Below are 19,009 nucleotides of genomic sequence, written 5' to 3' on the forward strand. Positions count from 1 at the left end.
TCCCTGGCATCCCGGAAAATTCCGACCAAGCGCAATCATCCCGTCGACGCCGGACGACATCGCACCGCGCGAAGCGAGGCAGCAACCCATGCCGAATTAAAGCTGCGTCCGAGGAACAGACAGGGTTCCGCCCCGTTGTCCTCTCGCACTGGCGCGCCCTTGAAGCGGCCGACCATCCAGCGACAATCAATCGCTCCCGGCCCGCGATCTGGACACGCCGGGTCCGCGCGTTTCCAGGTCGCGCCCATCGCCCACATCGAGGTCGACATGACGAGAGATCATCCCCCGTCCCGGACTCTGCGGGAAGCCAACAAAGCGTTCAAGCCGGCCGAGACCAAGAAGCCGATGACCGACTATGCGAAGGCGGAACAATCCCAGCGTGACAATCGCGAGCGCCTGAAAGCGGAACGGCTGGCGCGAGAGGCGAAGGGAAGTCGTCCCAGATAAAGGGATGTCGACATCAGGGACGGCTCTCTGCCGCCATGCGCGGTGAGCGGCAGATCGAGCGTTATCGCCCTTCAAGTCCCGTGGCCTCTTTCCGGATCATGCTTCAGAGCATCGAGAGAACGACCACTCCGTCCTCGAGATCTCCGGACGCCAGTCGCGCCCGCGCGATACGCTCGAACTCCGTCCGGTATTTTTGAAGGTAGCTCAAGGCCTGCTTCTGCGTCTGAAAGGTCGTCGCAAGACGGCATAGCTGTCGGCCTGCGCCAAGCGCGAGAAAGAAGGTGATTGTGCCGCCGCCATCCGGCTTGATCCTAGGCACGATCCGCACTCTTTCGCATGTGAACGGCCCTCTTCAGATTGTCGTCTGCACTGCCGTGTCAGGCTATCTCGGCAATTTCCTCGTGCGCTTCTTCGGCGCAGGCACCGGCGACGATGCGCGAAGACTGGCATCGGCCGCTTCCTTGGCCTCACGCAGTTCGCGAAGCCGCGCCATGTTCTTGCGGACATCAACCCGCTGCTTTTCGGCATCCGCAATTGCCCGTGCGCCGTCTTCGGCGGCCACGCGTCGGCGCTCTGACCGCGCGATGGATTCGACAGACGGTTCGGCCGATTTCCTGGCGCTCATCTCTTCGCGCTCACCTTTTTGCCTGCTCGGCAACGGAGAGAACCCGCTCAATCCTCACGATCGAGCGGGTCGCATAACCGTTTCAGTACATCCGTGAAACGGCCGTACAGAACTCAAGCCAGCGAGAGATTCTCAGCGCTGACCTTGCCCCGCATCTTGTCGGTCTTGGCCTCGAAGTTGACCTTCTGGCCCTCGGCGAGACCCGCAAGACCAGCCCGCTCGACCGCGCTGACGTGAACGAACACGTCATTGCCGCCGTCGTCGGGTTGAATGAATCCAAAGCCCTTTTGGCCGTTGAACCACTTCACAGTACCTGTCGTCATGATCTTCTCCAAAGCGCATAGGCGCGCATTCCGCGTGACGCTCACGCAGATCGATTCAATTCGTCGATGTCTATGGAAAAGGAGCCCGCAGGCGCATTCAACAAGCACAGCGGCTGAACGAACGAGCTGAAGATATACCTCCTTGCGATCACTTACAAGGCATGAGCCGGATTTAATTAACCCCTGCCCCTCCGGCGGACCGTTTTGGCAGCGAGGATGCGACTGCCGATATCTGGCACACATGCCAGAGGCTGGTCGAACAAGGGAGCCATCGGTGCAGATTTTCGTCCGCGACAACAATGTCGATCAAGCACTCCGCCTATTGAATCGAAAGATGCTGCGCGAGGGGGTGTTCAAGCAGATGCGGCGCGCGCTTCTACGAGAAACCATCGGAGGCGGCGGCACGGCGGAAATCTGATGCCGTGCGACGCCTCAGAAAGCAGGCGTGGAAACAGGCCATTCGCGACGGATTGATCGTCGTCAAGCCGCGAAAGCCGGTGACGGACCGTGCGAGACGCCTCGCGCAAGCGACTGCTGCAGCGGCGAAGGGCTCCGACCTGACGCAACACTTGGACTGAACCTGGATCGAGCGCTCAGCGATCTCCGCCGAGCAGCTGCCCGCGAAAGAACTGCACCACGGCGGCGTTGAAGTCGCGGTGAAAGGCCACCCTGTCGAAGCCTGCCGGCACGTCGGTGCAGATGCGCGGGACGGCCGCCGCGAGATCGGCCGAGCACGGTGCAAGGAACGCAAAGTGGCCGGCCGGCACGACATGAATGTCGGGCTTGCCCGGCAAGCCTTCCGCGACGCGCGCGTTGCCTGCGCCGTCGCCGACGCCGGGCCCGCCGAATTGCGAGCGCCAGAACTGGAAAGGCACCTTGACGGCGGCGAGGTTCTCGCGCGTCAGGACAGTCGGCGCGGGATCGATGATGACAGCCGCGCGGATACGCGCATCGTGCACCGGTTCAGGCGGCGTCTCGCCGTTGTGCAGCTGTGCGCAAACGCCGGTCGTCTCCTTGCAGAGATTGGCGACCCTGCCAAAATCCGGCTTGGTCCCCATCAGCACGAGGCCGGTCGCGCCTCCGAGCGAGAAGCCGAAGAAGCCGATCCGGGCGGGATCGATCACCGCCCTGTCCTTCCAGTCGCTCAACAGAAAATCGAGCAGGCGCACAATGTCCGCCGGGCGCGATCCCCAGACCGACAGCGTATCGCGCTTCGAGGAGTCGCTGAACGTATCGCCGGCATGATTGATGGCGGCGACGATGAAGCCGGCATCGGCCAGCTCCTCCACCGTGTCGTGCTGCTGACCGAAAAATCCGCCTCGGCCGTGCGAGTAGACGACAAGCGGCAGCTTTGCACCCGTGACGGGACAATCCTTCACGCCCTTCAGGTCGAAATCGGCGCCAACGGAAAGACTGCCCAACGCCACATGCGTCGGCGCGGCCGCGCAGGGATACCAGATCGCGCCTGATAGCGCTGAATCGGACTGGAGCAGTTGAATGCCTGCAGCCTGCACAGGCGAGCCAAAACAGCAAAGGATGGCGGCAAAAGCCCAAAGCGTGCTGCGCAACGAAAATCCCCCCGATTTCGGGCGGGAGCTGATCGGGGAACGATAGCGAAATTGTGGCTGATTGATCAGGCGCGCATCCTGAAGCAAGCTGCCGGCAAACGAATGGGAGGTCAGCATGTCACTGCTCGGCAAGGCCGCCGTCGCGATGTGGTGGAGCGTTCGCCCCGAGCAGCGCACCGAGTTCGGCGACTGGCATTCACATGAGCACTTTCCGGAGCGGATGAGCATCCCCGGCTTCCGGCGCGGATCGCGCTGGACCAGCACGACGGACGCGGAAGGCTTCTTCGTGCTCTATGAGCTGGAGCAGTACGAGATTCTCACATCGACAGGATATCTCGACCGGCTCAACGCGCCGACGCCGTGGTCGACGAAGATGATGCCGCATCATCTCGGCATGGTTCGCAGCCAGTGCCGGGTGGCGTCGAGCTTTGGCGGCGGCGTCGCGACGGCGCTTACGACCATCAGGCTTTCGCCGCAGGTTGGACGGGAGACGGAGCTTCGAGCACGCCTCTCGGAGACGCTTGGCACATTGGCGCAGCAGCCGGGACTGACCGGTGGCCATCTCCTCCTGACCGATACGCCGAGGACGAGCTCTCCCACGACCGAACAGCAGATCCGCGGCAAGGACCGCGCTGCCGATTGGATCGTGCTGCTGTCGGGTTACGATGCCGATGTGGTCGATGACGTGATCGCCGGCCAGCTCTCCCCGCCATGGCTTCACGGCGCAGGTGCGCGCGACGACATCAAGACTGGCCGCTATCGGCTCGGCTTCACGATGACAGCGCAGGATGTCGCAACCGTCTAGCGACCCGGCCGGACGCCTTCTCAAAAAAAATCGAGGACGCCTGTCGGATCGGCGACGTCCGCGTCGTCCTCGTGACATGGTTGGGCCATAGACGCCGATGTCGGGCCCACCAATTGGAAAAGGATCAAGAAACATGCCCGGCACCGTCCGCCTGCACCGCGTTCTCGCCACCAGCCCGCAAAAAGTCTATCGCGCCTTCCTGGAGGCCGATGCGATGGCGAAATGGCTGCCGCCGAACGGCTTCACCTGCACCGTGCATCACTTCGAGCCCAAGGTCGGCGGAACCTTCAAGATGTCGTTCCGGAACTTCACGACAGGCAATGGCCATTCCTTCGGCGGCGAATTTCTCGAGCTCGTGCCCGGCGAACGGCTCCGCTACACCGACAGGTTCGACGATCCCAACCTGCCCGGCGAGATCCAGGTGACAGTGATCCTGAAGAAGGTGTCGGTCGGCACCGAGATCGACATCACGCAGTCAGGCCTTCCCGACGTCATTCCCGTCGAAGCCTGCTATCTCGGCTGGCAGGAATCGCTGCGCAATCTGGCGAAGCTCGTCGAGCCCGAGATCAACCAGTAGCGGTTCGATCAGTATCGGGGGGCAAAGGCGCGCTTGCGCCGTGCCCACGATCTTCCTGATACGGCGACAGGCGCGTGGGCACGCTTCCGCCTTCGCTCTGCGAGCTACGGCGGACAAGTCGCTTTGCCCGCCCTCGGCCCTGTTCGATCAGATGCACAAAGCTTCCCGGCCTCGCCGCGGAGACAGCCTGGATTGCTTCGCTACGCTCGCAACGAGGGAATGGACGATTGCTACCCGCCCGCCTTCGGCGCCAGCCCGCCATCGGCCGTCCAGCGATCGGGGTCGGGGCTGTGGCCGATCAGCGCCAGGCCATAGGCGATCGACTCGAACTGGTCGCCCGACATCAGCCGTTCATTGCCGAACCGGTCAGCGAACAGTTTTCTCACCGCAGGTACGAACGACGTGCCGCCGGTCAGGAACACCTTCTCGACGTCGCGCGCGGTGATGCCGGATTCGTTCAGCACCTTGTCGACGGTGGCGCCCAGCCGGGCGATGTCGTCGGCGATCCAGCCTTCGAAATTCTTCCGCGTGATGGCTGCGCCGATGTCGACGCCGCCGCCCTTGAAGTGGAAATCGACCTCGTCCTGCGCCGACAGCGCAACCTTGGCATCGGACACCGCGCGATACAGCGAAAAGCCGAGGTCGAGGTCGACGATGGTGATGAAATCCTCGAGCAGCTTCGGCTTCAGCGCGGTGCGCGCAAGTTCGCGGAGCTCGCGCAGATCGCCGTTGCTCTTCATCATCGCCAGCTGATGCCAGCGCGCGAGATTGGTGTAATGGCCGCTCGGCACCGGCAGCACCTTGTCGAACGAGCGGAAGCTGGAGCCCTTGCCGAGCCGCGGTGAGACGACATGGTCAACGATGCGATAGTCGAACGTGTCGCCGGCAACGCCGATGCCGGCGTGCCCCAGCGGCTCGGCGCGCAAGGCACCGCCTGCGCGCGAAAAGCGCATCACGGAAAAGTCGCTGGTGCCGCCGCCGAAATCGGCGACCAGCACGGTGGCATCGCGCTCCAGCCGCCGGGCAAAGGAGAACGCCGCGCCGACGGGCTCGTAGACATAGCGCGCGTGGCCGGCCCCGAGGCGCTCGAACGCGGCGCGGTAGCGCTGCATCGCCAGTGCCTCGTCGGGATTGCCGCCGGCAAAGCGCACGGGACGGCCGACGGTAATCGTCGACGTTTCGAAGCCGAACTTCTCGCCGCCATGGCGCGCCAATGTCCGCAGGAACGCCGCCAGGATGTCCTCGAACTTGAAACGCTGCCGGAACACCTGGGTGGTGTTGAAGCTGCTGCTGGCCGCGAAAGTCTTGAACGACTGCAGGAAGCGGTAGACGTGGCGGCCTTCGAGAAACGTCTCGATCGCCCACGGCCCGCCTTCGGCCTGGGCGCCCGCGCCCGGCCGGTCCTCCCAGAAGCACAGGGCGGACACGTAGACGCTGTGGCGCTGTCCGCCGTGATCGAAGCGGATGGCCTCGACCCGGCGGTCGTCAGCCGCAAGGGCGACAACGGTATTGCTGGTCCCAAAATCGATGCCGATCGAGACGGCGGGCGGGGCGCTCGACATGAACCACTCTGACAGATGATTGGAAGGGGGCAGACCACTAGCGGCTTTGACTTGCCCTGCCAAGGCCTCGGCCATGGCCGCCCTCTTCGGGGCGCGCCCGACCGCTCACCCCTGATTCCGTAGCTTTTCGCGGCCGAATAGGGCCGCCGGGCGGCCGGAGCTCCCTTTTCGCCGGCGTATTTAAGCCCGGATCGGTCGTATTAACCCGGCATTATGCTGCAATGCGGTGCTTCCCATGCTGCCATGCAAACAAATGCGTAAACGTTGGCATCTGGTATACATAGATTGTCCTGCGAAACGAGACACCAGGACTGACCGTCTCGAGAAAAGGATTTCCAATGGCCAAGACCGCTTCCGTCGCTTTCGCTCCGTCCGCCTCGCTGTTCAGCCGCTTTCTGGCTGCGGTTGACCGTTTCCTGATGGCGAGCGCCGAGATCTCGAACCACAATGGCGACCTGCCCCGTTTCGGCCTGTAAGCCGGCTTTCCCGCGCCGCCACACAGCTCGGCCGGGTTTCAGAGCAGCTCGCATACGACTTTTGATGAATGGCCCCGCACGACGGGGCCATTTCTACTTGTGCTGTCCCGAGTCACAGCCGCGGCGGGAGCAAGCCTGCGGCATTTGCGCACGGTGGCCGGACCAGCGCTTGAAGCTTGGCATAATGCATACAAGAATGCCCCTCCAGCGCTCGCATAAAAATTAGAGGCGCCACGGGAGGCTTTATGACGGACATGGTGCAGGCAACCGCCCCTACAACAGCGCGCGTTAGCGACACGTATCGCTGGGCGCAACTGGCGATCGGTGTAGGCGCGATGGTGATGATCGCCAACTATCAATACGGCTGGACGTTCTTCGTCCCCGACATCCAGAAGAAGTTCGGCTGGGATCGCGCCTCGATCCAATGGGCCTTCACCCTCTTCGTCCTGTTCGAGACCTGGCTGGTGCCGATCGAAGGATGGTTCGTCGACAAATACGGTCCGCGCATCGTCGTGCTGGTCGGCGGCGTGCTCTGCGCCCTCGGCTGGGCGATCAACGCACAGGCCACCACGCTCAACGGCTATTACCTCGGCATGATCGTCGCGGGCATCGGCGCCGGCGGCGTCTACGGCACCTGCGTCGGCAACGCGCTGAAGTGGTTTCCGGACAAGCGCGGTCTTGCCGCAGGCATCACGGCCGCGGGCTTCGGTGCAGGCTCCGCGCTGACGGTGGCGCCGATCCAGGCCATGATCAAGGACTCCGGCTTCCAGACCACCTTCCTCTATTTCGGCCTCGGCCAGGGCATCATCATCTGCATCCTCGCCTTCTTCCTGCTGGCGCCGAAAGCGGGCCAGGTGCCGAACGTCGTCGCCAACGCCAACCTGCTGCAGACGCGACGCAACTATCAGCCGACCGAGGTGCTGCGTCAGCCGATCTTCTGGCTGATGTACTTCATGTTCGTGATCGTCGGCGCCGGCGGGTTGATGGTGACGGCAAATCTGAAGCCGATCGCCGCCGACTGGAAGGTCGACAACGTGCCGGTCACGCTGATGGCGGTGACGATGACGGCTGTGACGTTCGCGGCCACGATCGACCGCGTGCTCAACGGCCTGACGCGTCCGTTCTTCGGCTGGATCTCCGACATGATCGGCCGCGAGAACACGATGTTCATCGCCTTCGGCATGGAAGGTTTCGGCATCTGGATGCTCTACCTCTGGGGCCACGATCCGATCTGGTTCGTGCTGCTCTCGGGCTTCGTGTTCTTCGCCTGGGGTGAGATCTACTCGCTGTTCCCCTCGACCTGCACCGACACGTTCGGCGCCAAGTTCGCGACCACCAATGCCGGCCTGCTCTACACCGCGAAGGGCACAGCCGCGCTGCTGGTGCCGATCGCCAACTACATGCAGCAGTCGTCGGGCACATGGGACAGCGTGTTCATCATCGCAGCCGGCGCCAACATCCTGGCCTCGCTGCTGGCGATCGCGCTGCTCAAGCCCTGGCGCAAGATCGTGGTCGCGAAGTCGACCGTCGCCTGACGAACTCTACAGCAGCTTCAAGACGACGACGCCCGGCCTCACGGCCGGGCGTTTTCGTTTGGGCGCAGTCGTGGCCGCTGCCCCCCGGACTGGAACCGTAGATTTTGTGACAATCCGCCGCAGTTAGGACTTGCTTTCTGGAATATGGTATACCAAGCTGCCCGCCGCGCTTGCGACGATAAGCCACAATATTTGCGACACTGGGTCATCTTGCCATCCCAGGTCGCAATCAATCAGGCGCGTTGGGAGGTTCTTGATGATTTCCAGCACGGATGGCGCCGTCACGGCCGCGCCTCTTCGTACAAGTTTCCGTTGGCTTCAGCTCGTCATGGGCATCGTCTGCATGGCGATGATCGCCAATCTGCAATACGGCTGGACGCTGTTCGTCGATCCGATCGATGCGGCCCATCATTGGGGACGCGCCGCGATCCAGCTCGCCTTCACCATCTTCGTCGTCACCGAGACCTGGCTGGTGCCGGTCGAGGCGTGGTTCGTCGACAAATACGGCCCCCGCATCGTCATCATGTTCGGCGGCGTGATGATCGCACTGTCCTGGGTGCTCAACTCCTATGCCGACTCGCTCACGCTGCTCTACGCCGCTGCCATCATCGGCGGCATGGGCGCGGGCGCAGTGTACGGCACCTGCGTCGGCAATGCGCTGAAATGGTTTCCCGATCGCCGCGGCCTCGCTGCCGGCGCGACCGCCGCGGGCTTCGGCGCGGGCGCAGCTCTCACCGTGGTGCCGATCGCTTCCATGATCGCATCGAGCGGCTATCAGCACGCCTTCCTCACCTTCGGCATCGGCCAGGGCGTGATCGTGTTCGTGCTCGCCTTCTTCATCCAGCCGCCGCGGCTCTCGATCCCGCCGAAGAAGAAGCAGCTCAATCTGCCGCAGACCAAGATCGACTTCACCCCGCCGCAGGTGCTGCGCACCCCTATTTTCTGGGTGATGTATCTCGTCTTCGTCATGGTCGCCTCGGGCGGGCTGATGACGGCGGCGCAGATCGCCCCGATCGCGCACGACTTCAAGATCGCGAGCACGCCGGTCACGCTCGCCGGCTTCCAGATGGCGGCACTGACCTTTGCGATCTCGCTCGACCGCATCTTCGACGGGTTTGGCCGCCCGTTCTTCGGCTTCGTCTCCGACACGATCGGCCGTGAGAACACCATGTTCATCGCCTTCGGCACGGCGGCCTTGATGCTGCTCACACTGTCGGCCTATGGCCACGTGCCCGTCGTCTTCGTGCTGGCGACCGCGGTTTACTTCGGCGTGTTCGGCGAGATCTACTCGCTGTTCCCCGCGACCTGCGGCGATACCTTCGGCTCGAAATTCGCAACCACCAACAACGGCATGCTCTACACCGCCAAGGGCACCGCCTCGCTGCTCGTGCCGCTCGCCAGCGTGATCTCGGCCGCCTATGGCTGGAAGGCCGTGTTCGTGGTCGCGGTCGCCTTGAACGCGACGGCGGCGCTGATGGCGCTGTTCGTGATCAAGCCGCTGCGCCGCTCCTTCATTCTCGGCAAGGAAGCCGAGAGCGCCGAGGCCGCGACTGGCGGCGCCAAAACCGAGACGGCGTAACCGCCCCACGCATCTGCACGACGAGACAGGGGCGCAGCAATGCGCCCCTGTCTTTTTGCATCGACGACAAACGTCAGCATCGCTGTCGCAAGATTTTTCGGATCGCCCAAATCCAGCGCTTGACGATTGGCATTATGTATACCACACTTCCTCAACATTCACCCAGGGAGGTTGCAATGCTGGTCGGAGACATTCTGCGCAAGAAGACACCGCGCGTTGTCACGGTGCGAATGAACGAATCGGTGGGTATCGCCGCCAAGCTGATGCGCGCCAACAACATCAGCGCGCTCGTGGTCAAGGACGTGGTGCGCTCCGAGGGCAATACCGCGGTCGGCATGTTCACCGAGCGCGACGTGGTGCGCGCGGTCGCCGAGCACGGCGCGAACGCCGTCAACGTCAAGGTCTCGCAGCTCGTCTCGGTGCAGCAGCTGGTGTCCTGCAGCTCCGGCGACACGATCGAGCACGTCCGCCATCTGATGAACCGGCATCACATCCGGCATCTGCCCGTGATCGACGACTACAGCCTCGTCTCCGTCATCAGCATGCGCGACATCGCCGCTGCCATGGACGAGGCAATCAACGGCAAGCCGCAAGCGGCAGCTTAAAGCAACACGACTCTTCCCCTGCGACGACCGGCCCCGGCTCGGATCCTTCCGAGCCGGACCGGATCTTTCGTCCCAAATTCCGGCTTCGGCTCCCTTCGCGAGGACTTCATGAAGATCTGCATCTACGGCGCCGGCGCGATCGGCGGATATCTCGGGGTTCAGCTTGCGCGCGCAGGCGCCGATGTCAGCCTCATCGCACGCGGCGCGCACCTTGCCGCCATGCGCGAGCGTGGCCTGACGCTGCTCGCCGGCGAGGAGAGGCACACCGTGCATCCGCGCTGCACCGACGATCCCAATGAGCTCGGCGTGCAGGACACCATCATCATCACGCTGAAGGCGCATTCGATCACCGGCGTGATCGAGAAGATGCAGCCGCTGCTGGGGCCGCACACCCGCATCGTCACCGCCGTCAACGGCATCCCCTATTGGTACTTCTACAAGCACGGCGGCCAATACGAGAATTCGACGCTGGAGAGCATCGACCCCGGCGGGCGGCAGTGGCGCGAGCTCGGCGCCGAGCGCGCCATCGGCTGCATCGTCTATCCCGCCACCGAGATCGAAGCGCCCGGCGTGATCCGCCACGTCTATGGCAATAATTTTCCGCTCGGCGAACCCTCCGGCGAGATCACGCCCGACGTGCAGCGCCTCGCCGATCTCTTCGTCGCGGCCGGGCTGAAGGCCCCGGTGCTCGACCGCATCCGCGACGAAATCTGGCTCAAGCTGTGGGGCAATGTCTGCTTCAACCCGATCAGCGCGCTGACCCATGCAACGCTCGACGTGATCTGCACCGATCCGTCCACCCGCGCGCTGTCGCGTGCGATCATGATGGAGACGCAAGCCATCGCAGAGACCTTCGGCGTCAAGTTCCGCGTCGACGTCGAGCGCCGCATCGAGGGTGCCCGCAAGGTCGGCGCGCACAAGACCTCGATGCTGCAGGACCTCGAGCGCGGCCGCCCCATGGAGATCGACCCGCTGGTCACCGTGGTGCAGGAGATGGGCCGCCTCACCGGCATCGCGACGCCCGCACTCGACTCGGTGCTGGCGATGGTGACCCAGCGCGCCCGCATCGCCGGCCTCTATGACGGCGTCTCGACGCCATCGGATCCGCGCGCACTGGCGGTGGCGTGATGGTTGGCGAGATCAAGCAGTGGCTGCGTTTCCGCCACGCCGGCACGACCGGTTTCGGCACGCTGACGCCGTCGGGGATCAGCGTGCACGAGGGCGAGATGTTCGGCCGCAATGCGGCCACCGGCAGGACGCTGGCGCTGTCGGGGGTCGAGCTGCTCGCGCCCTGCGCGCCCAGCAAGATCGTCGCGCTCTGGAACAACTTCCACGCGCTCGCGGCCAAGCTCAACCAGCCCGAGCCGCCGGAGCCGCTCTATCTGCTCAAGGCCACCACCACAATCACGACGCCGGGCGCCGTGATCCGCCGCCCCTCTTATTACGACGGCAAGACCACCTATGAGGGCGAGCTCGGCATCGTCATCGGCGGAACCTGCGCCCGCGTCTCGCCTGATGAAGCCGACAGCTTCATCTTCGGCTACACCTGCGTCAACGACATCACCGCCAACGACATCCTGTCCAGCGACCCCACCTTCCCGCAATGGGCCCGCGCCAAGGGCATCGACGATTACGGCCCGTTCGGCCCCGTCATCGCGACCGGCCTCGATCCGTCCAAGCTCACCGTCCGCACCATCCTCAACGGCGCAGAGCGGCAGAACTACCCGATCTCCGACATGATCTTCTCGGCGCAGCAGCTGGTCAGCAGGATCTCCCACGACATGACCCTGCTCCCCGGCGACCTCATCGCCGTCGGCACCTCTGTCGGCGTCGGCGTGATGAAGGAGGAGGTGAACACGGTGACGGTGGCCATCGACGGCATCGGCGAGCTCACCAACGAATTTCGGCTGTAGCCGCAAACACCGTACGTAGCCCGGATGAGCGGCTTGTCCGCCGAAGCTCGGAGAGCGAAGGCGGAAGCGACATCCGGAACGGGTCTTCGCGTGGTCCCGACTTATTCTCGCCGCGGCGCAGCAAAATTGATCCGGCGCAAATCGCGCCGGCACGGCCGCTTTATCCTTCCCCGCAATCGATTTCTGAGGCCAGGGAGGATGCCATGACGAATGCAAGCAATGCGCTTTTGTGGACGGCTCTGTACTTTGCTCTCGCGTTTGCTGCGATCTTCGCGGTCTGGTTCGCCGACAAGATGCGCTCGAACTTCCTTGGAAAATGATGGCGCGAAAGATGCTCTGACCCGGATGAGCGAACGTCCGGGCTGTTCGCGTGAAGCTGCGCGTCGCTACGCATGCGACGACTGACTGCAGCTGAGAGCGCGCGGCGCGATGCCGCCCGATGGATGTTCCGGGCTCGGGGATGACAGCGGAGGGACTCCGGGAAAACCCGGCACCGCCCCTCCGTCGTCCAGCCAACGCAACCAGCCGTGGATCACGCGGTCCGAAACCAGCCGTAACTGTCCCCGCCCCTTGCGCTTGGTTCAGCTCTTGGCAATCATGGCGAAAATGTGCGCCGGCGTGAGGAATTCACGATGTGGCTGTTTTTCCTGGTTGCCTGGTTCGGCCTGCTGGCCGTGGTCGCGATCTTCGCCCAGCAGGCGTTCGGATACGACATCAGTCACCTTGCCGCCTGGTTCGCGGGCCTGCCGGTGCCGCAGCGCATCGCGACCGCCGTGATCCCGGCCCTGGCGCTGGCTCTGATCGGCGCCTCCGCATGGCGGCTGTCACGTCAGGACCGTAACCTGAAGATGCTGCGTGATCGCCTCAAGAAGACCCGCGAGGACGTCGTCGTCGCCCATGCCCTGCAGAACCATCTCGACGCCACCGTCCAGCATCTGATCGAGAGCGATCCCCGGGAAGCGGTCTCCGCCCTCCACGACAAGCTCGGCGAGACCGAGCAGCGCGCACTGCTTCAGCAGGGCCGTAACGAATCCACCGACATGCACGACCAGCTCGCCGACATCCGCCGCCGCCAGCAGGCGCTGCGCGAGATGGTCGGCAAAGTCGCCGATCAGCGCCGTGCGATCGAGCCGGTCTTCACCGAGATCCGTGACCGCCAGAACCAGCTCGAACGCTCCCTGCACGACCTCGAGACCGACGATCGCAAGAACAACCTCGCCGACCGGCAGAGAGACATCGCGCGCGACGTGGCGGCGCTGCTGGGGCGGGTGAACGCGGTCCAGGACTCATTTGCCGCTCTCAACCAGTACAAGGCGGATCTGGCGAAATCCCACGCCGAGCTGGCGCCGCTGCGCGCCTCCGACACCGGGATCAACGCCCTGATCGGCGAGCTCAGCCTCGACCATGACCACCTTGCCAAGGCCATCGACGAGCTCGAGACCGGCGGCGAGACGCCGCTTCCCATTCGCGTCGAGACGCTGTCGAAGAACAGAAACGAGATCGAGCAGCGCCTCGCCCGCATCGACGACAGCTTCAACATCCTGAAGGCCATCCGGCTCGACTTCGAGGAGCTCGGCCAGCGCCGGACTCAGCTCGAGCGCGCGCTCGCCGACGTCGAGACCGATGCCGACGGCAAGAGCCTCACCGAGCGCCAGAACGCGCTGAACGATTTCGTCCTGCAGTCGCGCCAGCGCCTCGGCGCCTTGCAGGAGACGTTGGCAACGCTGAACGCCTTCAAGGCTGAGCTGTCGAAATCGCAGGCCGACCTCGTCCCGCTCAAGGCCCCGGTGTTCGGCATCGAGGCCTTGATCGCGGACGTCGGCGCCACCCGCGATCTCCTCGCGAAAACCGTCCGCGAGATCGAAGCGAATGGCGACGTCACCCTCGCCGCGCGCGTCGAGACGCTGGCCCAGAGCAAGCGCGAGGTCGAAGACCGCCTCGCCCGCATCTTCGAGAACTTCAACGCGCTCGATGCTCTGCGCAAGGACATCGGCGGCATCTTCGCCACGATCAGGAATAGCCTGAACCGGATCGGGTGAGGCGCCGTCTAGGACTGGCGGCGACACGACACCTCCCGTTATAGTCGCACGCATGAGCTGTTCCGGAAATTGGTGGCGGATGCACGGCCGACAAAGAAAATGGATGCTTGTCTCCTTCGTCTTCTCGATCCTGCTGATCAGCCATGCGAACGATTGCGCGGCTGACCCGCATCAATCACACAACGATTTTGTGGCAGCGGTTCGCGACGGATCGAGTTCGCCATATCTTATTCTTCTCACCACAATCGATGACCGAAGCGGACAGGCCCATACCGGCTGCACCCCCGCTCCCTTCCTCATCGGAGCGATCCATATCGAGTTGTGGGGTCGAATTGATCCTCGAGCTGCGCCAGACGAACTGAAGTCGAGGAGAGCCGAGGCCGAACGGACGGCAATCGAAAACACGTCCCACGTCTTCCACTTCACCAATCCTGCCGCGCTTCTCAACGCATTTCCATTTCCGCACGATACCCGCTATGCAAGAGGTTGCGAAGCAATCGCGCGTGGCCTACGTGCTCGAATCGCTGACCGGAGCGGACAACTGCTCCTGGGGCCTTTCGCCAAAGAACCGCGGATCATTTGGGAATCGTGCCCAGCTACTCCATCGCCTGAATCTGGCTTGAACGAGCTGGCAATGCCGACGATCTCTCTGTTGATCGGTCCTGACGGGATGCCGAGAGAGACTAAGGTGACGGCGAGCAGCGGATCGCCGAGGCTGGACGAAGCGGTAACAGCAGCGCTGTTGGCATGCAGGTTCGAGCCGCGCGCAATCGATGACCAGCCTACGCCAGAAGCGACCTGGTTCACGATCAAAATCGGCAAGCGCTGGCCGTTCGTCGGACGCAACTGACCCTCGTTACTCGGAAACATCCAGACACATCACATCTGCGCGCGTCAGACATATGCCGCTGACATGCCCCCTGCGCGCCGCAACTTGGTCGCATTCGGCCGCCCTTCTGCGAGGCGTGTCTGGGGGCACGGCTCAGCCGTGTTTGGACCAAACCTTCTAGGGGTATCGCTGTGAAGAAGATTGTATTTGTTCTGGGTGCCACGCTTGCTCTGGTGACGGCTGCGAACGCTGCGGATCTGCCGCGCCGCCAGCCCGTGCCGGTCTATCCGGCCGAGCAGGCCCCGATCGGCAAGATGCCGATTGGCAAAAGCCCGGTTGGAAAGGCCCCGATCGGCAAGGCGCCGGGCCCGGTCGCCGCGCGCTACTGACGCGCAACAGATCAAACGCAGGATCTGCGTAAGCGGCCGACAGTCGAGGGGCACAGCGTGACCAACAAACCTGATCGATCGGGACCCTGCATCCTTGCGGGGTTTGCCCTCGCGGCCATGATCGCGTGTACGACGCCCTCGGCCTCGGCCCATGAAGCGAACAAGCGCGTTGCAGATGCCAACGCGCTTGCCACGACCGACGCCGCACCACGACCCGCACCGCAATCGACGCGCCGCTCCGTCGCGCGCGCGGAGAAAGGCCCCTACTACGTCGACTTCCGGGCGCGGACCGCCGCGAGCTGGGGGCACGCCTTCGTCTGGTACGGCAAGACCAGCGAGAAGGCGGTCGAGGTCGCAGGGCTGACGCCCGCCGGCGACACGCTCGCTTACGTGCTCGGTCACATCACCTTCGTGCCGTCCGAGACCGGCGCCAGCTACGGCGACCTCGATCCGGAATATCTGACCGCGAGCTATCGCGTCTATCTGAACGAGGCCGACGCCAAGCGCGTGTTCGCCTACATCAAGAAGAAGCAGGCAACCTCACCGGTGTGGAACGCCGAGACCATGAACTGCACCGGCTTCATCGGCGACATCGCCGAGTTCATGGGCCTCGAGGTCCCCAACCGCTGGCAGCGCCCGGAAAACTTCGTCAACCGCCTCAAGGAAATGAACGGCGGCCGCCAGATGGTGCGGCTGTCGGCGGAGTAGCGGCTCTCTCCACACTCGGTGTCATTGCCCGCGAAAGCGGGCAATCCAGTATTCCAGAGACAGCAAGGCAGGAACCGACAAGCCGCGGCGTACTGCATGCCCCGGTCAAGCCGGGGCATGACAGTGTGAGGCGTGGCGACGTTCTGCTCACCCGTCGGGCAAAACACCCCGCCAATTCCTGCAACCCGGCTGTCAAGCCCCACCGGTTCAAATATTCCACTTTACCGAAATTCGGATTTGTCGTACAAGCGAAACACCCTGGCCCGAGACAAGGGGCGGATCGCGATCGTCACGAACCGCGGGCCGGGCAGCGATGGACGCGACGGCGTCGGGCGTGATGGGCATTGCAGGGCGGGCAACCGTGAGCAATGGCTCTCGCGCCAACGACACGGCGCCGACAGCGTCTTCGCATGGCTTCGGGGGCGAGCACACGCCACCCCTCGGGGTCCCAGCGAGGACGTGCGCGGACGGAGAAGTCGTGTGGTCCCGACGCCCGCGGTTCTGGCGTCAAGCCTCGCGGTGATGTGGCGGCCAACCGGTCCGCGCATCGATCATCCGCAAGGCGACGGGGGCAATAGTGCAACGCTCCCCGAGGAGAGCACGAAGGACACCGTTAAAACCATTCGCGCAGGGAAGGCCGGGCGACCGGCACACCTGTGGTCCACCCCGTGTGCATCTTTTCGCGCACGGATCGCGGGTGCCGCCGGCGCCCGGCCTTCCCTGCGCCCTTGTCCCGATAAGGGCGCCGCACCAAGCAAAGCTCGGGCGAAACATGCCGCGAGAGCGAGAAGCTGTGTCCGCGATGGAAATGCGAGTGGAAACGCAAATTATCCGCCCTGCGGAATCCCCTCGCCGCCCGCATGACACCCCGCCTCCACCGCACGCCGGCGCAATAGACATTTGCCACCCCCGGCGGCATCCTGCTGCCATCAACTGATAACAGAGCGCCGCAACAGCCGGGGGAAACACATCATGCTGCAGACACGGTTCACAAAACTCGTCGGCGTCGAGCACCCGATCGTCCAGGGCGGCATGCAATGGGTCGGGCGCGCCGAGCTGGTTGCCGCCGTCGCCAATGCCGGCGCGCTCGGCTTCATCACGGCGCTGACGCAGCCGACGCCGGAGGACCTGACCCGCGAGATCGCGCGCTGCCGCGACCTCACCGACAAGCCGTTCGGCGTCAACCTCACCATCCTGCCCGCGATCAAGCCGCCGCCTTACGCCGAGTATCGCGCCGCCATCATCGGGGCCGGCATCAAGGTGGTCGAGACCGCCGGCAACAAGCCGCAGGAGCATGTCGACGAGTTCAAGAAGCACGGCGTCAAGGTCGTGCACAAATGCACCAGCGTGCGCCACGCGCTCTCGGCCGAGCGCATGGGCGTCGACGCCATCTCGATCGACGGATTCGAATGCGCCGGCCACCCCGGCGAGGACGACACGCCCGGCCTGATCCTGATTCCGGCCGCCGCCAACAAGGTCAAGATTCCCATGATCGCCTCGGGCGGCTTCGCCGACGCCCGCGGCCTCGTCGCCGCCCTGGCGCTGGGGGCCGAGGGCATCAACATGGGCACGCGCTTCATGGCGACCAAGGAAAGCCCGATCCACCAGCTCATCAAGGAGAAGATCGTCGCCAATGACGAGCGCGAGACCGAGCTGATCTTCCGCACCATGCGCAACACCTCGCGCGTCGCCAGGAACGAGATCTCGACCAGGGTCGTCGCCATGGAGAAGGAAGGCGCCAAGTTCGAGGACATCCGCGAGCTCGTCGCGGGCGCCCGCGGCAAGATGGTCTATGCGACCGGGAATTCCGACGAGGGCATCTGGTCGGCCGGCCAGGTGCAGGGCCTGATCCAGGACATCCCGAGCTGCGGCGAGCTCATCTCCCGCATCGTGCGCGAGGCGGAGGCGATCATCCGCGGCCGGCTGGAGGGGATGATCGTTCAGCCGCAACGCGAGGCGGCGGAATAGACACTGCAAGAAGTGAGAGCCATACATGAAAGCCTACGTCTACGGTCCTGAAGGCGCTCGGATTTCCGACGTCGCTCAACCAAAGCCGAAGGGTGCGCAGGTGCTGGTTCGCGTGCGCGCCTGCGGCCTCAACCGCGCCGACACCGGCATGCGCAAGGGCCACGCGCACGGAGCGGCCGGCGGCGTCGGCACCGTGCTCGGCATGGAATGGGCCGGCGAGGTCGCCGAGCTCGGACCGGATGCGAAGGGCGTCAAGGTCGGCGACCGCATCATGGGCTCGGGCGGCGCGGCGTTTGCCGAGTACACGCTGGCCGACCACGGCCGGCTGTTCCACGCGCCCTCGAACATGAATTTCGAGGAGGCGGCCACCCTGCCCGTCGCACTCGCGACCATGCACAATGCCGTCGTCACCGTCGGCGGCCTCCAGCCCGGCCAGAGCGTGCTGATCCAGGGCGCGAGCTCCGGCGTCGGCCTGATGGCGATGCAGATCGCCAGGCTCAAAGGCGCAAAGCTCGTGATCGGCTCCTCCACCGATGCCTACAGGCGCGGCCGGCTGAAGGAGTACGGCGCCGATCTCGCGGTCGACAGCTCCGATCCCAAATGGGTCGACCAGGTGCTGGCGGCGACGAACGGCGAAGGCGTCGACCTCATCGTCGACCAGGTCTCCGGCAAGGTCGCCAGCCAGAACCTCGCCGCAACGAAGGTCCTGGGCCGCATCGTCAATGTCGGCCGGCTCGGCGGCACCCATGCCGACTTCAACTTCGATCTGCACGCGGCGCGCCGCATCGACCACGTCGGCGTCACCTTCCGCACCCGCACCATCGAGGAGGTCCGCGCGATCTTCGCGGAGGTGCACAAGGACATCTGGGGCGCGGTGGAATCGCGAAAGCTGCAGCTGCCGATCGACAAGGTCTTTGCATTCGACGACATCGACCAGGCGTTCGCGCACATGGAGGCGAACAAGCACCTGGGGAAGATCGTGGTGACGGTGTGAGGCGCCGCTCTATCGGTCGTCATGGCCGGGCTTGACCCGGCCATCCACGTCTTGCCACACCCCGCGA

21 protein-coding genes are annotated in these 19,009 nt (G+C 64.3%); 16 read left to right on the top strand and 5 right to left on the bottom strand.

All coding sequences use genetic code 11. The annotated features are described in order from the left end of the window. The first annotated feature begins 267 nt into the window (after positions 1-267). Entirely contained in the window at positions 268-447 is a 180-nt protein-coding gene (locus TSA1_RS40270; protein ID WP_100181165.1) for a hypothetical protein, read from the top strand. 103 nt (positions 448-550) lie between these two features. Here TSA1_RS40270 and TSA1_RS16580 read toward each other — a convergent pair whose 3' ends face one another. From TSA1_RS16580 to TSA1_RS16590, 3 genes are all read right to left on the bottom strand, one after another. After that, positions 551-775, bottom strand: coding sequence for a hypothetical protein (locus TSA1_RS16580; protein WP_100177295.1), 225 nt, complete (start codon positions 773-775; stop codon positions 551-553). Between the two features lie 54 nt (positions 776-829). After that, entirely contained in the window at positions 830-1,072 is a 243-nt protein-coding gene (locus TSA1_RS16585; RefSeq protein ID WP_100177296.1) for a transcriptional regulator, read from the bottom strand. Positions 1,073-1,185: 113 nt separating this feature from the next. Then, positions 1,186-1,395 carry a cold-shock protein gene (locus TSA1_RS16590; protein ID WP_100181166.1) on the bottom strand — a complete coding sequence of 70 codons (210 nt, stop codon included), beginning with the start codon at positions 1,393-1,395 and terminating at the stop codon, positions 1,186-1,188. 274 nt (positions 1,396-1,669) lie between these two features. On the opposite strand from TSA1_RS16590, the gene rpsU reads away from it, so the two are divergent. Next, complete coding sequence (gene rpsU, locus TSA1_RS41145; RefSeq protein WP_430649765.1) at positions 1,670-1,813, top strand: 30S ribosomal protein S21; 144 nt, start codon at positions 1,670-1,672, stop codon at positions 1,811-1,813. Between the two features lie 175 nt (positions 1,814-1,988). Here rpsU and TSA1_RS16600 read toward each other — a convergent pair whose 3' ends face one another. Beyond that, entirely contained in the window at positions 1,989-2,963 is a 975-nt protein-coding gene (locus TSA1_RS16600; RefSeq protein WP_100181167.1) for an alpha/beta hydrolase family protein, read from the bottom strand. Between the two features lie 115 nt (positions 2,964-3,078). On the opposite strand from TSA1_RS16600, the gene TSA1_RS16605 reads away from it, so the two are divergent. Both TSA1_RS16605 and TSA1_RS16610 read left to right on the top strand, forming a co-directional pair. Beyond that, complete coding sequence (locus tag TSA1_RS16605) at positions 3,079-3,768, top strand: hypothetical protein (RefSeq protein ID WP_100177297.1); 690 nt, start codon at positions 3,079-3,081, stop codon at positions 3,766-3,768. A gap of 133 nt (positions 3,769-3,901) precedes the next feature. Further along, complete coding sequence (locus tag TSA1_RS16610; RefSeq protein WP_097663009.1) at positions 3,902-4,345, top strand: SRPBCC family protein; 444 nt, start codon at positions 3,902-3,904, stop codon at positions 4,343-4,345. A 230-nt stretch (positions 4,346-4,575) separates the two neighbouring features. Here TSA1_RS16610 and TSA1_RS16615 read toward each other — a convergent pair whose 3' ends face one another. Further along, positions 4,576-5,907 (bottom strand): Hsp70 family protein, encoded by a 1,332-nt coding sequence (locus TSA1_RS16615; protein WP_100177298.1) that lies wholly within the window; start codon positions 5,905-5,907, stop codon positions 4,576-4,578. A gap of 338 nt (positions 5,908-6,245) precedes the next feature. Between TSA1_RS16615 and TSA1_RS39700 the strand changes: the two genes are divergently transcribed. The 12 genes from TSA1_RS39700 to TSA1_RS16675 all read left to right on the top strand — a co-directional run bounded on the left by TSA1_RS39700 (position 6,246) and on the right by TSA1_RS16675 (position 18,942). Further along, entirely contained in the window at positions 6,246-6,383 is a 138-nt protein-coding gene (locus tag TSA1_RS39700) for a hypothetical protein (RefSeq protein ID WP_174718928.1), read from the top strand. Between the two features lie 245 nt (positions 6,384-6,628). Beyond that, positions 6,629-7,918: an oxalate/formate MFS antiporter gene (gene oxlT, locus TSA1_RS16620; protein WP_100177299.1), complete on the top strand. Its 1,290-nt coding sequence runs from the start codon at positions 6,629-6,631 to the stop codon at positions 7,916-7,918. A 256-nt stretch (positions 7,919-8,174) separates the two neighbouring features. Then, complete coding sequence (oxlT, locus tag TSA1_RS16625) at positions 8,175-9,497, top strand: oxalate/formate MFS antiporter (RefSeq protein WP_100177300.1); 1,323 nt, start codon at positions 8,175-8,177, stop codon at positions 9,495-9,497. 176 nt (positions 9,498-9,673) lie between these two features. Then, positions 9,674-10,102 carry a CBS domain-containing protein gene (locus TSA1_RS16630; RefSeq protein ID WP_100177301.1) on the top strand — a complete coding sequence of 143 codons (429 nt, stop codon included), beginning with the start codon at positions 9,674-9,676 and terminating at the stop codon, positions 10,100-10,102. Between the two features lie 108 nt (positions 10,103-10,210). Beyond that, positions 10,211-11,230 carry a 2-dehydropantoate 2-reductase gene (locus TSA1_RS16635; protein WP_100177302.1) on the top strand — a complete coding sequence of 340 codons (1,020 nt, stop codon included), beginning with the start codon at positions 10,211-10,213 and terminating at the stop codon, positions 11,228-11,230. Beyond that, a complete protein-coding gene (locus TSA1_RS16640; RefSeq protein ID WP_174718929.1) occupies positions 11,230-12,015 on the top strand; it encodes a fumarylacetoacetate hydrolase family protein in 786 nt (261 codons plus the stop codon). The genes TSA1_RS16635 and TSA1_RS16640 overlap by 1 nt, the downstream gene beginning before the upstream one ends. Before the next feature lie 632 nt (positions 12,016-12,647). Beyond that, on the top strand, positions 12,648-14,054 hold the full coding sequence (locus TSA1_RS16645; protein ID WP_174718930.1) for a hypothetical protein: 1,407 nt from the start codon (positions 12,648-12,650) through the stop codon (positions 14,052-14,054). Positions 14,055-14,157: 103 nt separating this feature from the next. After that, positions 14,158-14,904, top strand: a complete 747-nt coding sequence (locus tag TSA1_RS16650) for an energy transducer TonB (RefSeq protein WP_161497239.1) — start codon at positions 14,158-14,160, stop codon at positions 14,902-14,904. A 164-nt stretch (positions 14,905-15,068) separates the two neighbouring features. Then, positions 15,069-15,272, top strand: coding sequence for a hypothetical protein (locus tag TSA1_RS16655; protein ID WP_100177306.1), 204 nt, complete (start codon positions 15,069-15,071; stop codon positions 15,270-15,272). Positions 15,273-15,329: 57 nt separating this feature from the next. Further along, entirely contained in the window at positions 15,330-15,980 is a 651-nt protein-coding gene (locus TSA1_RS16660) for a hypothetical protein (RefSeq protein ID WP_100177307.1), read from the top strand. A 972-nt stretch (positions 15,981-16,952) separates the two neighbouring features. Then, positions 16,953-17,948 (top strand): NAD(P)H-dependent flavin oxidoreductase, encoded by a 996-nt coding sequence (locus TSA1_RS16670; protein WP_100177308.1) that lies wholly within the window; start codon positions 16,953-16,955, stop codon positions 17,946-17,948. Positions 17,949-17,973: 25 nt separating this feature from the next. Further along, positions 17,974-18,942: a zinc-binding dehydrogenase gene (locus TSA1_RS16675; RefSeq protein ID WP_100177309.1), complete on the top strand. Its 969-nt coding sequence runs from the start codon at positions 17,974-17,976 to the stop codon at positions 18,940-18,942. Positions 18,943-19,009 lie beyond the last annotated feature (67 nt).

The organism is Bradyrhizobium nitroreducens (genome assembly GCF_002776695.1).
GTDB classification, from domain to species: domain Bacteria; phylum Pseudomonadota; class Alphaproteobacteria; order Rhizobiales; family Xanthobacteraceae; genus Bradyrhizobium; species Bradyrhizobium nitroreducens.